This is a genomic window from Flavobacterium sp. TAB 87 (assembly GCF_001529295.1).
Classification (GTDB): Bacteria; Bacteroidota; Bacteroidia; order Flavobacteriales; family Flavobacteriaceae; genus Flavobacterium.
This window is the reverse complement of record NZ_LLWK01000024.1, coordinates 1-15,022: the sequence shown is the minus strand read 5'-3', so window position 1 is coordinate 15,022 and position 15,022 is coordinate 1. Positions and strand designations below refer to the sequence as shown.

Sequence of the window (15,022 nt, the reverse complement as noted above, 5' to 3'; positions counted from 1 at the left end):
TATTATCTTAGCCATCCCGATAAGAACCATCCCATGGAACCCCAGCAATATATCAGACTCTCAGCGCTTAATGATATAATTCATGATACGATCAATTCGCGTTTTGCAGGACAGCGTTTCTGGGTATTGGCCGATATCACCAACCATTCCTTTAAGGCCGATAAAAAAATCCATTATTTTGAACTAGTGGAGAAAGCGCACAACGGCAATGGGGTAACTGCCAAGATGCTCGGTAAATCCTGGGGTGGGGGAGCAGTTCGAATTGAAGAATTTGAAAAAAATACAGGACAGGTCTTTACCAACAATCTTCATGTGCTGGTTCAGGTGAGCGTGGACTATCATCCTTTGTACGGTTTATCAGTTAGTGTACTTGATATTGATAGCAATTTTATGCTGGGAATTTTAGAGCAGCAGCGAAATGCCACCCTTGAGCGCCTGGTCAATGAAAATGATTACATTAAAAAAGAAGGAAATGGTTATTCGACATTTAACAGCCGATTAAAACTTCCCGCTGTGATTCAGAAGGTAGCTGTCATCTCGTCAATCAGCTCCGCTGGGAATGAAGATTTCCGCCATACCATGCAGCATAATGATTTTGACTATTTTTTTCAGATCGATGATTATTATAGTGCTGTACAAGGAGCTAATAATGCGAAACTTTTTATGAATAAACTCATCGAGATTTATAATACGGGAATTCTATACGATGCAGTTGTCATCAACAGGGGCGGAGGTTCGCAGTCTGATTTTCTGATCTTTGACAACTATAATATCGCAAGGGCCGTCGCTAAATTTCCAATTCCTATCCTGACGGGGATTGGTCATCAGAAAAATGTAAGTATAACCGACCTCATGGCCCATACCCATACCAAAACACCAACTAAAGCGGCTGAGTTTATCATCGCCCACAACCGCAATTTTGAGCAGTTGATCCTGTCGCTACAGCAAAATATTGTCATAAAATCTCAAAAGCTTTTTCATGTTCATTACAAAGAACTCAGCGAGCTTAAAAATGCCATTTCTCATCATACAAGGAAACTGGTGCAGATCTGCGGGGAAGAACTTGCAAAAAACAACCAGCGTATTATCAGTAGTTCCAGATCGGTTTTGTACGGGCATCAAAAAAAACTCCTCTTAACTGCCCATCAGTTGGTGCAGCGTCCAAAAATGTTGCTGCAGCAGAAAAAAAGTGATTTGACACTTATCAAAAATTTAATAAAAAACGCTGCCAACAATTACCTTCGCAGAGAGAAGGTTACTTTGGAATACCACCATAAAAGTATTCAGCTAATCTCCCCCCACAATATCCTTCGCAAAGGTTATGCAATAGTAAAGTTCAATGAAAAAATAATAAGCAGCGCAGAACGCATTCAAGCTGGAGATGAGATAGTGATTATCCTAAAAGATGCTAAACTAAAAAGTACCGTTACAGAAAAAACACAATACGATGGAAGAGAAACTTACCTATGAGGCAGCTTTGAAAGAGCTGACAGCCATTTCGAAAGAAATAGAAAACGAAACGATCTCGGTTGATACCCTTGCATCAAAAGTGAAAAGAGCATCAGAGCTTATAGAGTTCTGCCAAACTAAACTTAAAAACACAGAGGCGGAAGTGACCAAAATCATCGGCAGGATGGAAAATCGGGAAAATTAAAAAAGAAAAGACATACTATCGTAATCATTTCTTTAAGATGAAGAATATGCATCTCGAATGAGTAAGGAATACCTACACTAAAAAGTTATGAGGTCTTTTTTATAATTAAATAGGTCGTAGTGGGATCATTTAAAAGCCGTTCCATTTCGGAATTAACAATGTCCTGAATATCCTGTTTGATCTGCAGGTAATTGCGTTGCACAATAACCGTATCAATTGTACGAATGGGTGCAATTTCCAGATAGGCTTCTTGTTCTTTTTTTAGTGTACCGTGATCGTTTATAATTTCAGAATGAAAGGTTTTAAGTTCAATTTTGCAGTCTGGATTATCAGCAACCACACCCACAAATTCGCCCGAGCTAAGAGATGAAATCTTGGAGGCAGGCACAGCAGATTCCAATTGTTTGGAACGACTAATGGAGGTGTCTGTGCTAGTAATGGAAAGACTCTCACGATCCTGCATAATTTTGCCAAAGCGCTCAGAGAGTTGCTTGGCCGTGTCGCCGGTAACTTGACCGCTGATAATATTTCCAGTAATATTGAGTATTACATCTGCTAGTTCCCGTCCATAGTCTTTTCTGAGCTGGCTAAAATCCTGAATTCCCAAACAGGTGGCTACTTTATTACTTCGAGCTGTGGCTATTAGGCTGTCCATATTGTTCAGGTATATCGTCGGAAATTCATCAAAGATCAAGCTACTTTTTAGTTTTCCTTTTTGATTGATTTGTTTAATTAATCGGCTTACATACAGTGATAAAACGGCGCCATAGGTTTGTGTTTTCTGGGGGTTATTTCCCATGCATACAATTTTGGGTTCCAAAGGATTGTTGATATCCAAGGTAAAGTCATTTCCGGAGAGTACATAGTACAGTTGTGCAGAAGAAAGTCTGGCCATCGATATTTTAGCCGAGGCAATCTGGCCCTCTAATTGTTCCATAACGTCTGCGAGATATGCGCTCACAAAGGGGTTGATGAGCACTTCGATTTCTTTCTCGGTTCTAAGTAAGGTAAAAAGACTATCGTAATCGATCTGCATGAGTTCTATTACATGAGGTAAGGTACAAAATTCCCCATCCTTGTATTGTCGCAGATACCAGATAATAGCCGTTAGAAAATTGATAGGAGATTCTACAAAAAAATCACCTTGTTTTTTGATCCATTCCCGGTTAAGACCCAGTAATATTGTACGAGCCGATTCGGTCGCATCTGTTATATCCGTCATCGATTTGGGATCTAAAGGATTGCATCGGTGGGTTCGGCTTAAATCGTCAAAATTGATGATATAAAACTTGGGTTCCACCGCATAAAGATGTTTGTTTTTTAACCACGTATTGTAGGTGATAATAGATAAATCATCAAATTTAAAGTCATAGACAAACATGCTGAAACCTTTTTTGATATGCTGGGTAATGACATGTCGAATGACAAAATACGATTTACCAGAACCAGGTGTACCCAGTACCATGAGCGCACGAAAAGGATTGATAATGTTGATCCAACTCTGTCTCACTTTATCTTTCAAATAGTATCGTGCTGGAAGATTTACAGAGTACTCGTTTTCAATGAGCCGTTCTTCTTGGGGAAAAGTTTCATTTTCTTTATTAAAGATATCTTTATGATTCAGCTTTCTTTGGATTATTCGGGACAGTAAAGTACCACCGGAGAGCATCATCAAAAATCCTATGGAAGTGGTTGTCATATAGCCGATTATTTTAGTTTCAACATCGAGTGTAGTGATCAAAAAGAGATAGCTACCGATATAAAAAAATAGTCCGCTTATTATATAATAAAAAGTCGTTTTGTATTCGAGCTTTTCCTCTTTCCTTCCTTTTGCACCCAATAAAGAAATTAGTAAAAAGACCAAAGGGAACAACTTGGACTTAAGAAAAGTAGCAAAAAGTCCTGTAGTGTACACCGTGCTCAATATTCGATCACTAAAAGGACTTACTACCTGCCAATTTTTAAAGACTGCATAGCCATAATAATAAAAATGCATGCATAAAAGCAGTATACTAATAAGCCTTGTCATGTCTAGTATTTTTCTAAGCGCCTGATCATTTTCTCCGGTTTGCATTGCCATAATTTCATCGTTTTATAAGTTATCTGATGTTCCTTTTCTCTTTCTTTTCTTGCGTCTGCCTTTTAACTGATTGGAAACATATTCTTGAGAATATTCGGGTTGTAGTATCTGGTCAATAATTTTTTGTAGTTCGTTTTCTGAAATAAAGGATTTATAGTTATTTGGTTTCGATGTAATTGCTGTTTCTTGAAAATTGGAAGCTGTTTTATTATTTAAAAGTGGAGTGATTCCACAACGTGCCTGTACGGCTTTAGCCGAATAGCTTACACCTAATGCGCTACCATTAAAAACACATTTTGTATGGTGATCTATGTAGGTAATTCCATAAATGAGACCTTCAGGACTTTTTCTAGAAACTACGGCAATACCTTTTTCTAGCAGTTCTTTTTCTAACTTGCACAGCGACATTCTCCCATTTTGTAAGAATGCCAAATCGATTGCATTTCTAACTCTTTTCATGTCAGAAACCCGGGCTTTTTTATTACTTTCAAACCGCTTCTCTAGGTAAGAAAGGGTAGATTTAAAATGGAAACTGCTGGCTTTTATCGGAACTCCAATTGGCTTTTTATTGGCATCCATTATTTGATAGGCCAGTCCTTTGTTCAGCAACATCTTAGAACCTTCCTTGCCTTGCAATGCTGAAACTTTATAGAGGTTTAAAACGGCATTTAATTCACCAATGGTGGTGTATTTATAATTTGGAATGACACTTTTTAATACAATAGAAATTGCTTTTTTTGAATCAACAACACCATACTGAATTTTTTGAATAGGAATGGGTATAAGATCCAGTTCGGTTTTACTTTTATGACGCTCTGCCGGCACTAAGTTAAAGAGGGTTTCGATTTGCTTTCGTGCTTTTTCCGACTGATTTCTTCCGATATTTTGTATGTCTATTCTCTGCCCGTCTGATTTAACTTTTATAGAAACAATGTGAATATGAGGATGTCCTGCATCGTGGTGCTGGTAGATGAGATAAGGCTGATCCCCGAAACCAATTGTATCCATATACATAGCAGCAATTTCTATTAGTTTTTCTTTTGATAATTCTTTTTCTGAAGGATCAAAATTTAGTGAAATGTGTATGCTATTTCGAGTCACGTTCTCATTTAATTCCAGTTGTCTTAAAAGCATCTTTAACTTAAGAGTCGGAGTCATTTTATCGATATCCATGGGGTAATTTCCTTCGCCGATGCACTCAGCGATGCCGAGAGCAACTTTCTTCTCATTGTAATTAAAAATAGCTCGAATGGAATGTCCTGTATTTATGATTGCAACCATTTTTGAGAGAGATTTTCAATGTTTTTTTTGATCGAATCAATCGCAGTATAAACCACTTTTTTTTCCAATTCATAGACGGTTATCCAGTGTTTAAATTCTGGAATTTGATTTAAGGTATGAAGCTTTTTAACGGCCTGATTAAAGTTGTTTCCAACGGCGTTTAAATGTTTTCTGGTCAAGATAAGCTCGCCCATTAATTCATCAAGTGATTCGTTTCGGTACTTTAAAACCAAAGGTTTCTGCAGCAGATTTTTTCTGGCATACTCACTGAGTTTTCGACAAGTTGATTTACTAAACTGCTTCTGCAGTATTTCATATTCGGCGGTAGTCAGTCTTAGATGCAGCCATCTTGTTCTGTTTTTGTTTTCTTTTTCCATGATTCATCTCTTTCATTTCACAAACTATTTTCCTTCTGGTTTCACCGCCAACGAGTTCCGAGTAAAAAGGCGGCAAGATATCGGTTGTGATACAACCGGACATCTTGCCGTTAGCCTTGACGCTAACTTAAATGTTCTTCAGAATGAATTTTATAATTCACTCTCTAAAATTTTACTCTAAAGTATTGAACAAGAAACAGCTGTGCAATCCCAAGCAAATTATGACAAGGTTCAAAAGCGCTATTGTTTATACTTTTACTAGAGAAAAATTTTAACTTTTAAATGCGTAAATTATGATTACAACAAATGATGTGGCCAAGGTTTTTGATACGGTTTTGAGTATCCCTGGCATGAGTGAACTGGTGAAGATTGATTTAAAAATTTCACGCAAAAATGTATTGTTATTAAGTCATGTAATTAACAAAGGACTTGATAAAGACAATGATAATTCCAAGGATCTTTTATTGCAATTATCTAAAGATGGTGTAGAGGATCTAAAAAGTATTTCTGCTGATTGTTTACACAAGGCAGGCTTGGTGGAACTCAATGAAAAATTAACGGTTCTCAGCGCGAGTTGCAAGTAAAAATTGGACACCCAATAGTAAAGCGTAAGCCTTCCAGAAATATTTTTTTTGGAAGGCTTTCTCTTTTACGATCACAACAATGAAGATTGCCTGATTTAGAAACATTTTGGCTTTATTTTGATAGGTACTAAACCAAATTACAACGATAGCTTTGTAAAGTGTTTGTAGGATACTAGGAGATCCATTTAAGAATAATTTAAATTTTTTTATTATGAAATTTAAAAGCCCATTGGAAAGTTTAATCGTTGAAATAATTTGTCTTCTTTTTGCTCTCTTATTTGTTTATGCAGCTGTGAGTAAAATTCTTGATTTTGAAAATTTTCAAATACAACTCGGGCAGTCACCTATACTGAGTGTTTACGCCTCATGGATTTCTTGGTTGGTTCCGATAGCGGAATTACTACTTGCTTTTATATTGAGCGTCCCGAGATTTCGAAGTTTAGGTCTACTAGCAGCGCTTAATTTAATGACCATGTTTACGGTTTATATTTTTATCATACTGTATTATAGCGCATTTGTACCTTGTTCTTGCGGCGGAATTTTAGAAAAAATGACATGGAAAACCCATCTTGTTTTTAACATTGTATTTGTTATACTGGCTGCGGTAGCTTTACAGTTAGATTTTATGGAAAGATTTAAAAAATCTTTTGATATTTCAAAATTTGGAGCTCTAAAGCGTATTGCAATTTCAGTAATTTTCAGCACGATTATCATCGTATCATTATTTCTTAGCTCAGAATATATGATACAACATGAAAACCCATTTATTAGACTTTATCCAAAGCATCCAATACAGCTTCGTACGAGTATTGATCTAAAATCAAACGCTTATTATTTTGCGGGTTCTAATCGGGATCGAATTTATTTAGGAAATTATTCTGCACCATTACATCTACTTTCTATAAATTCCAAATTACAAGAACAGCAAAAAGAAAAGATAATTTTTGAAGCTAAAAACATTCCATTTAAAAGAGTTACAATAAAAGTCAAGCCACCCTATTTTTATTTGATGGATGGATCAGTCCCTGCTGTCTTTAGAGGGAAGATTGACAACTGGAAAATCATCAAGGAGTTCAATGGCATTCCTTACTATACAATTGCCGAGCCAATTGATTCGGTTAGTGTAATATTTAGATCAAATAGCGGTACTGGCGGAGCTAATGTGTTTGGTCACTATAAAGCCGGTTCCTACCCTAAGATTTTTTACAATCCCACACTTCTCAAGCAACAAATAGACGGGATATTTGACACAGACGGAATGGTAGTTTATAGTGAAGGGTTAAAACGAATGGTATATGTGTATTACTACCGTAATGAGTTTACTGTTATAGATAATCATGTCACTTTGGATTTTAGAGGGCATACCATTGATACTAATACGGTGGCAAAAATTAAGGTGACTAATCTTAAAAATAAGACTATAAAAAAAATGTCATCACCTCCTTTACTTGTCAATGCACATACTGCACTTTGTGGAAATCTACTTTTTGTACATTCTAAAATTCCTGGACGTTTTGAGGATAAAAAACTTTGGAAACAAGCCAATATTATTGACGTCTATGATTTAAATAAAAAAGCGTACGTGATGAGTTTTGCGCTCTATAAAATCAGCGATAAAAAGTTACGTTCTTTTTTTGTCACTACGACAAATCTGTATGCTTTGATGGATAAAGAATTAATAGTTTATACGTTAGGTAATAATTTAAAAAATGAAATAAAAATGGGTAAAGAATGATTTTTTACTCATTACGATATACTGGCCAGTATCAGGAAGGAAGATCGAACACCTGTAAAAAAAAGTAGGTCAATATGTAATTTAATACTTAATTATTATGAAAACTTTAATTTTAAAAAATTTGGTTCCTTTTGCAGTGATAGTAATGGGAATCTCAGGAGCATTTGTAACTACTTCTATGCAAAGTAATTCTGAAATTAATGCGCCAAGAACGGGATATATTCTCGATGAAAATGATGATTGTGATGTACAAATAAATTGTAGTGATACGCCTGGAGCTATCTGTACATCAGCAGGAGAACAAGCCTTTGGTAAAAATGCCCAAGGAAACTGTAATGTAGTATTGTATACAGAGCCTTGAAAAGTGATGTAAATAGTAATCTAAAGCGCAATGCAGTTCCAAAAGAACTGCATTGTTTTTAAATAATATGTATTATATACCATAGGTAATCCACTGAGCCGATTGATCCTCTTTTAAATAATAGGCAAACCATTGCTTTATTCGATTGGTTAAATCGATTTGATTTATTGGTTTTGAAATGACGTGTGTTTCTTCAGGATATAACACCATTATGTTTTTTTTACCTAACCTTCGTAGTGCGAGATAATAGGAAATACTTTGACGAAGATCGACTTGCTTGTCGTCTTTTCCTGCCCATAAAAACAATGGTGTTTTAATTTCTGTAGCGTTGCTAATAGGAGAATTATTTTGATAAATTAAAGGATCTTCGAAAGGTGATTTACCCATTGCCCATTGTTCTTTTTCAAACCGCCACATGTCTGGCTTACCTGTATTAAGATTAGCGGTGAGGTACATAGCGGTAATATCCGCTATTCCACTTCCTGATACGGCCGTAGCAAATAAATCTGTTTGAGTAATTATAAAGTTCGTTTCATATCCTCCGAAGGAATGCCCGATTAGCCCAATTTTCCCGGGATTTATTATTGCTTTGTCTATTACTTTTTTGGTTGCAGCTGTGACGCAATCTGCAGCAGAAATTCCTGGTTTTCCGTACTCCAGTTTTATGTCGGGGTACAAGACAAAGTACCCTTCTTGGGTAAATACCGTAGGATTAAATCCATCTGAATTGTACAAGCTGGGTTTTTGGTATTTGTGTAATAGATACGATTGCAATTCATAGACATGAACAATCATGGGGTATTTTTTCTTAGGATTATAATTAGCAGGATAAAACAGTACGCCTTTTAAAAGTTGGTTTTTAGCATTATGGTAATAGATCATTTCCGATTTTCCCCAATAGTATTTCTCTTGTTGTGGATTACTCTGAAAATAGGGGATTGGGGCAGCGTCTTTTTTCTTTCGTACCAAGCGGGGAGAAAGATCAAAATTTTGCTCCGCATAAAAAAAAATTTGCTTGTTCTGATTGAAAAATAATTGATCTTTGAAAGTGTCATCATAAGCTATGCATTTCTCTTTTGAATTATTATTCCACTCATACCACCCTGTTTTTCCATCATCCCCTGTTGCACTCAAAAGCATGCTTTTGCTTAGATCATAATTTTGACTTTTAATGCCAGAATACAGCACGTTATAACTGTTTTTATTTAAGACATCAGCAATTCTATAGTGTATATTAATTTCCTTTCCATGAGTTAGTCTTTTAAAACTACTGCCATCTGCGGTGATTGCCCAAATGTCATATTGATCATAGAGTAGTATTTCATTATCATTGTTGCACCAACCGGGATTTCCATAAACCGATTCTGGATTTAGCGACTCTGTCTTACCCATGAATTTAGTGGTGATATTCTTGGTAATATTGGTATGTTTTTGCGTTTTACAGTTGTAAACCCACCAGTTGTTTTCTCTAAAATAAGCTATATACTTTCCCGTAGGAGAAGGTATAGTACAAGCGATACTTGCAGTATGTTTTTTTAAAAAGAAGTGTTTTTGAAATGTTTCAAGATCTAAAATATAATAATCTCTTGGAGAATTACTTTCAAATTGCGGTTCATACGCATTTGGATCTGATATAATAGCATATTTTTGATTACCGCTAAGAATCATTTCGGTACTTTCAACAGTAGTAATAGGATGAACAGTATTAGAAGAAGTATTCCAAAGGGCTGTTTTTACGGCCATTTTAGGGCTACCATTAATCTTCTGTTCTAGATAAACCATTTTGTCATTGGCATTCCAAATTTCTATATTTGAATCTAGGCTGTTTTCCGATTTTGTTGTAGTGTTTTTATAATTGAAAAACACTTTTTGTAAATCATCTGAAATCAAAATTTTAAAACTTTGATCATTGGCAATATAGGCTCCATTGGTAAATTTTTGTAGACTCTTTACAGGAAAGGAGATGAGGTCATTTGTTTGTAAAGAATAGTAAAAAAGCTTGGTATTCAGAAGGTTGTCCGTTTCGATTGTAAAAGCAAAAGATTTGGTGCCTTTATGCCATGTAAAATGAGAATAGTTGCCAGCATAGATAGTATAAAGGAGTTTCTCTGTTGCTATACTTTTTAGATTCAACAGTACTATGTCCTGTTTAGTATTCACAGAAGAAGTATATAAAAGCTGCTGCTGATCAGGACTTAATGAAATTTTTTTTACATTTTGAACTTCTTTCATCTTTTTTGATCCGTCAGCTTTACGAATAAGTAAAACATCCTTATTCTTTTCGGAGCTAAAATTCACAATAAGGTAATCCGTTGGCTCGGAATAAGTAAATTGTCGAACTGATGTGAGAATTTCTACTTTCCCAGTTTTTAAATCAGTGATGTGCAGGTCTTTTTTTACCTGACAGATAAAGAGATTGTCTTTAGTGAATATAGAATTTCTTCCCGAGGGATACTTATAGCTTGCAGAATTACTTGTGTTTTTAGCAAAAAGGGTATCGCTTTTGGTATCATATACCATTTTAAAAGCAGCCCATTGCCCGCTGGGAGCTAATTTATCGAAGTACAGGTTTCCCCATAGCGGATACTGCTCAGCACTCAACATTTTTTTTTGCACCACCTGCCCCGATAAGGGACAGGCTACTAATGGCAAAATAAAAAAATGAAATAAAATTCTGAATTGGGGCAAAATCTTTAATGTACTTCTTAGTAAACACTTTTTTGTATATAGTTTTAGATGTGACATGATTGTTTAATTTAATAGCCCGGATTTTGCGGATTGAGATGAGTGTTTGTACTTAATTCATTTTGAGGGATAGGAAATAGACTATCGGTACTATTCCAACCTTGTTTTACAGAGGAAAGAACAGTATCTATTTTATCAAATCGTTTTAAGTCAAAAAAGCGATGCCCGTTTTCGGTAAAGAGTTCCCATTTTCGCTCTTGAAGTACTGCATCTAAAATTTCCTCTTTCGAACCAGCTGTGGTATTTGATAATCCAGAACGTTGGCGGATTTTATTAATATCTTCTTTGGCACCTATAAGATCTCCAGCTCTTGCTCTTGCTTCAGCTCTTATAAGATATTGTTCAGCCAGACGAAACATGATTGAATATTCCACGGATGAACTACTAAAGTTTTGCTGTTTGTATTTGTAAGGATGATACCAAGTGGTCGTTCCGTCAGTTACTGCTTTGATCCAGTTGGCTTTTCGAGCATCCCCAAGTTCAAAAGAATTGACAAAATTGTTGCTTAAGGCCGTTAGAGATGGAGGGCCTGAAAGAAAAATAAAAGTTTCTGCCTCTTTAGTATTTTGCCCAGCTGCAGCTGATTTGAGTTGCCAAATGGTTTCTTTTGAGGTGTTCAAAAACACTTGATTACTATTTTGTACGAGCGCAAAGGTATTTGTTAGGTTTAAAAGCGATGAGGCTTCATTTGCGGCTTCATCATAAGCGCCACTATAGAGGTACACTCTGGCCAATAGTGCTTTGGCAGTATATCGATTCGGTCGCACTCTTTCTGTATTGCTGTAAGTAGTCTTTAAAAGTTCACTAGCATTATTTAAATCTTTTATTAGATTTTGATACACTTCAACGGTGGACATTCTAGTTGCAACACTGTTTTCAAGATAATTGGTTTTAGTGATATAGGGAACGTCACCAAAGAGATTCACAAGATACATGTGAAGTAGTGCTCTAATAAAGAGAGCTTCTCCTTGTAAAGTCTTTTTATTCTCTATAGATATGGCATTTGTTTTTTCAATACCCTCCATTACAGCATTGGCAGCATAAATTTGATTGTAAGCAGTGTTCCAGTACTCGGCAATATTAGCATTAGACGGTAGTAGTGTGTTATTATAAAAGTTTAAAGTAGCACTTGTAGGCGCACCAAAGGCTTCAAGTTCATCGGTGTAGTTTCCTAGTTGATTAGAAAGCCCTGAATTAATACCAGATAACATTCTATTGTCTCTAATTTTTGCATATATATTAGTCAATGCTGCATCGGCTGTGGCATAATCTTCAAAGACACTCTCACTGGTCAATTGGGATTTTGGTAGTGCTACATCCACGAAAGAATCGCAGGAATTCAAAGTCAAAAAGCACAGCAGTAGCACTTTTAGGTTACTATTTAGATGTGATGTTTTCATTTTTTGAGAATTAAAAAGTTAGTTGTACGGCCGCTGATAGAACTTTTAAAGGCGGTAAGAATCCTTGTGTAGTAAACTCTGGATCCCCACCTTGGTATTTAGTGAAGGTCAATAAGTTTTGACCTTGAAGCATAATTCGGCATTGGGTACCCTTTAAGTTTAGCGGTACGTCATAAGAGAGTGCAATATTTTTCAATCGAATAAAGGAGGCATCTTCAACCGCGGCAGAACTTCTTGTATAGCGCGAATAAGCGGTCGAGGCAGCACTATTGACACCAGAACTGTAAAGTTGATAGTTTGCATTTTCTCCAACTTGACCCCAACTATCGATCAATGCAACAGGTTGGTTGACCATTATCCCAGGAAGGCTATTGAGATAGGATAAGTTTTTTTGCTTAACAAATTGAAACAAGAAGTCCAGTCGCCATTGTTTATAAGTCAATTGATTTTGAAAACCTCCGTAATATTTTGGATTTAGATCCGAGACTGCTTGTTGGTCTTCAGGAGAAGTAATTTTACCGTCTCCGTTTACATCTGCGAACTGGTATATTCTCGTTTGTGGGTCAACACTAAGATACTCATAGAACAACTTAATATTTAATGGTTGAGCTATACGGTATTTTTGGCTGTAGGTTGAGTTTTCCAATCCCGGAAAACTCAGTAGGGTATTGCGGGCAAAAGTCAGGTTGAAATTGGAGGTCCATTTGAAGTTAGCAGTGGTAAAATTGACAGTACGCAGGGTTAATTCCACTCCTTTGTTTTCTACTACTGCATTTAAATTGGCTTGTAGTGAGCTAAAGCCGGTAGTACCAGGCAGGGGTATACCTGTTAATTGATTGGAAGATCGGTTTTGGTACCAAGCAAAAGTGGTAAATATTCGGTCGTTTAGAAAACCTAATTCCAAAGCTATTTCTAATTTTTTATTGGTTTCCCAACCGAAATTTTGATTATAAAGGCGAGAGGGCTCTAAACCCACCACACCATTATAGTTTACACCCGATAGCGTATAGGTATCTAAAAACTGATAGTCACCTATTTTATCATTTCCTGTAGTTCCATAACTCGAGCGAATTTTACCAAAACTAAGCCACGAGTTATTTTTAAGGAAATTTTCGTTAGAAAACAACCAAGCGGCTCCAATAGCACCAAAATTAGCGAATTGATTTCCGGGTCCAAAACGGCTGGAACCATCACGTCTTGCAGTAAAGTTGGCAATGTATTTTTGCTTCCAATTGTAATTAACACGTCCAAAAAAGGCTTGGTATTTATATTGTGTTTCATCATTAAGTAATACCGTAACATAGGAAGCGGCAGCCAGGTCATAAATTAAACTATTGGAGCTGAATCCATCACCAGATTGATAAAGTCGCTTGGTATTTTGGTTCTGAAAGGTAGCGCCCAATAGTATGTCAAGATTTCCCTCAAAAACCTCTTTCTCCCAATTAATTTGAGGCTCAGCAATCCAAGAAGAGCGGTCGGTATTGTTAAGGTACAAACTGGATCTGGCACTGGTTATATTATTTGCCGGATTATAGATGGTAGAAGGAGAAATTCTTGTTTCGATTGTTTTAAGATTGGTATATCCAAAACTACTTTTAAGCCACAGCCCCTTTCCAATTTCATAAGAAAACATTGTATTGGCAATAAGATCATTAGTTTGGGCTTCAAATTTTGCATTTAGATATCGCAGTGGGTTATTCCACGTTTTATCAGCCCAGTTCAAGCTTCCATCGGCATTGTATAATTCGGGGGCATTGGGAGCGAGATTTCTTGAATCATTGGTAAAGTCGAAAGCAGGAAGATCATTATTCTGTAGTGTATAACCTGCTGAGAAGGTCAAACGGAACTTGCTGTCTTCGGAATGGTGGTTCAAATTGAATTGACTTCCTCCTTTTTTGTAGAGAAAGTCCCCTACAAAAACAGTGGATTCAGTGTGGTAATTACCACTTAATAAAAACTGTGTGTTTTCAGAGCCTCCCGACACTGTGCCCGCGAAATCATTTATCTGCGCGGTGCCTCCAATAAGTTCTTTTTGCCAGTTGGTATAACGGCTTTGATCCCACTTGCCGTTAATGTCATAGTCTTTTGATTTATAAGAGGTTTGATCATTAAGGAAAGCTTGTTCACGCATGGTTAAATACTGCTGGGTATTCATCATGTCTATAAATTTAGTTACCGTTCCAGCGGCTGTTGAAGCTTTTAGAGTAAAAGTAGTTTTGCCCACTTTTCCTTTTTTGGTCGAGATTAAAACGACTCCATTAGCCCCGCGAGAGCCGTAAATTGCTGTAGCATCGGCATCTTTTAAAATTTCAATACTCTCAATATTATCCGGATTGATACTATTGAGCGGACTCGTTGTGGTTGGATAAGTAGAGGAAGTTTGGCTATATCCAATAGGATCAGATTCATATGGTACACCATCAATAATATATAAAGGCGCATTAGCATCTGGCCGAAGGCTATTTTGTCCTCTAATTTTAATTTCAAAGCCACCTCCAGGCACACCAGTGGTTTGCGTTACGCTTACTCCTGCCATACGACCTTGCATGGTAGCGAGAACATTGGTCACGGGTTGGTTTTCGATGTCTTGTGCAGTGATGCGGGCAATATTTCCAGTGCGTTCACTCTCTTTTACGGAGTAGTAACCTGCATTAACACGCACTTCTTTTAGCGTGGTAGTATCGTATTGCAAAACAATTGCAATCGATTTTCTGTGATCCACAGGAATATAAGCAGTTTTAAAACCCATAAATGAAACTACAAGTGTATCATAAGGTTGAGCGCTAATAGAAAATTCGCCACTAT

11 protein-coding genes are annotated in these 15,022 nt (G+C 36.5%); 5 read left to right on the top strand and 6 right to left on the bottom strand.

Annotated features, from left to right (window positions below; all coding sequences use genetic code 11):
- The first annotated feature begins 33 nt into the window (after positions 1–33).
- Positions 34–1,470: an exodeoxyribonuclease VII large subunit gene (xseA, locus tag AP058_RS01085; protein ID WP_066305822.1), complete on the top strand. Its 1,437-nt coding sequence runs from the start codon at positions 34–36 to the stop codon at positions 1,468–1,470.
- On the top strand, positions 1,448–1,654 hold the full coding sequence (gene xseB, locus AP058_RS01080; RefSeq protein WP_066305816.1) for an exodeoxyribonuclease VII small subunit: 207 nt from the start codon (positions 1,448–1,450) through the stop codon (positions 1,652–1,654). The genes xseA and xseB overlap by 23 nt, the downstream gene beginning before the upstream one ends.
- An 85-nt stretch (positions 1,655–1,739) precedes the next feature.
- On the opposite strand, the gene mobC is transcribed toward xseB, so the two are convergent.
- From mobC to AP058_RS01065, 3 genes are read right to left on the bottom strand one after another with little or no spacing between them, the layout of a single operon-like run.
- Entirely contained in the window at positions 1,740–3,728 is a 1,989-nt protein-coding gene (mobC, locus tag AP058_RS01075; RefSeq protein WP_066305860.1) for a conjugal transfer protein MobC, read from the bottom strand.
- 18 nt (positions 3,729–3,746) lie between these two features.
- Positions 3,747–5,015 (bottom strand): relaxase/mobilization nuclease domain-containing protein, encoded by a 1,269-nt coding sequence (locus tag AP058_RS01070; RefSeq protein WP_066305814.1) that lies wholly within the window; start codon positions 5,013–5,015, stop codon positions 3,747–3,749.
- Positions 5,000–5,392, bottom strand: a complete 393-nt coding sequence (locus AP058_RS01065) for a mobilization protein (RefSeq protein WP_066305811.1) — start codon at positions 5,390–5,392, stop codon at positions 5,000–5,002. Before AP058_RS01065 ends, AP058_RS01070 begins: the two co-directional genes overlap by 16 nt.
- A 293-nt stretch (positions 5,393–5,685) precedes the next feature.
- On the opposite strand from AP058_RS01065, the gene AP058_RS01060 reads away from it, so the two are divergent.
- The 3 genes from AP058_RS01060 (at position 5,686) to AP058_RS01050 (ending at position 8,072) form a co-directional block, all read left to right on the top strand.
- Positions 5,686–5,976: a hypothetical protein gene (locus tag AP058_RS01060; protein WP_066305809.1), complete on the top strand. Its 291-nt coding sequence runs from the start codon at positions 5,686–5,688 to the stop codon at positions 5,974–5,976.
- Positions 5,977–6,187: 211 nt separating this feature from the next.
- Positions 6,188–7,711, top strand: coding sequence for a MauE/DoxX family redox-associated membrane protein (locus tag AP058_RS01055; RefSeq protein ID WP_066305807.1), 1,524 nt, complete (start codon positions 6,188–6,190; stop codon positions 7,709–7,711).
- A gap of 97 nt (positions 7,712–7,808) precedes the next feature.
- Entirely contained in the window at positions 7,809–8,072 is a 264-nt protein-coding gene (locus AP058_RS01050) for a DUF6520 family protein (RefSeq protein ID WP_066305806.1), read from the top strand.
- Between the two features lie 72 nt (positions 8,073–8,144).
- Here the strand turns inward: AP058_RS01050 and AP058_RS01045 are convergent, their stop codons facing one another.
- The 3 genes from AP058_RS01045 to AP058_RS01035 form a co-directional block, all read right to left on the bottom strand.
- Complete coding sequence (locus AP058_RS01045; protein WP_197413363.1) at positions 8,145–10,724, bottom strand: S9 family peptidase; 2,580 nt, start codon at positions 10,722–10,724, stop codon at positions 8,145–8,147.
- Between the two features lie 104 nt (positions 10,725–10,828).
- Positions 10,829–12,217 carry a RagB/SusD family nutrient uptake outer membrane protein gene (locus tag AP058_RS01040; protein WP_066305802.1) on the bottom strand — a complete coding sequence of 463 codons (1,389 nt, stop codon included), beginning with the start codon at positions 12,215–12,217 and terminating at the stop codon, positions 10,829–10,831.
- 10 nt (positions 12,218–12,227) lie between these two features.
- A partial coding sequence (locus tag AP058_RS01035) for a SusC/RagA family TonB-linked outer membrane protein (RefSeq protein WP_066305800.1) occupies positions 12,228–15,022 on the bottom strand: 2,795 nt, incomplete at its 5' end.

Excerpts from the sequence above, each read along its gene's own strand:
- AP058_RS01065 (WP_066305811.1), bottom strand. The coding sequence starts at position 5,392 with ATGGAAAAAGAAAACAAAAACAGAACAAGATGGCTGCATCTAAGACTG.
- xseB (WP_066305816.1), top strand. The coding sequence starts at position 1,448 with ATGGAAGAGAAACTTACCTATGAGGCAGCTTTGAAAGAGCTGACAGCC.
- AP058_RS01050 (WP_066305806.1), top strand. The coding sequence starts at position 7,809 with ATGAAAACTTTAATTTTAAAAAATTTGGTTCCTTTTGCAGTGATAGTA.
- AP058_RS01055 (WP_066305807.1), top strand. The coding sequence starts at position 6,188 with ATGAAATTTAAAAGCCCATTGGAAAGTTTAATCGTTGAAATAATTTGT.
- AP058_RS01060 (WP_066305809.1), top strand. The coding sequence starts at position 5,686 with ATGATTACAACAAATGATGTGGCCAAGGTTTTTGATACGGTTTTGAGT.
- AP058_RS01070 (WP_066305814.1), bottom strand. The coding sequence starts at position 5,015 with ATGGTTGCAATCATAAATACAGGACATTCCATTCGAGCTATTTTTAAT.
- mobC (WP_066305860.1), bottom strand. The coding sequence starts at position 3,728 with ATGCAAACCGGAGAAAATGATCAGGCGCTTAGAAAAATACTAGACATG.
- xseA (WP_066305822.1), top strand. The coding sequence starts at position 34 with ATGGAACCCCAGCAATATATCAGACTCTCAGCGCTTAATGATATAATT.
- AP058_RS01040 (WP_066305802.1), bottom strand. The coding sequence starts at position 12,217 with ATGAAAACATCACATCTAAATAGTAACCTAAAAGTGCTACTGCTGTGC.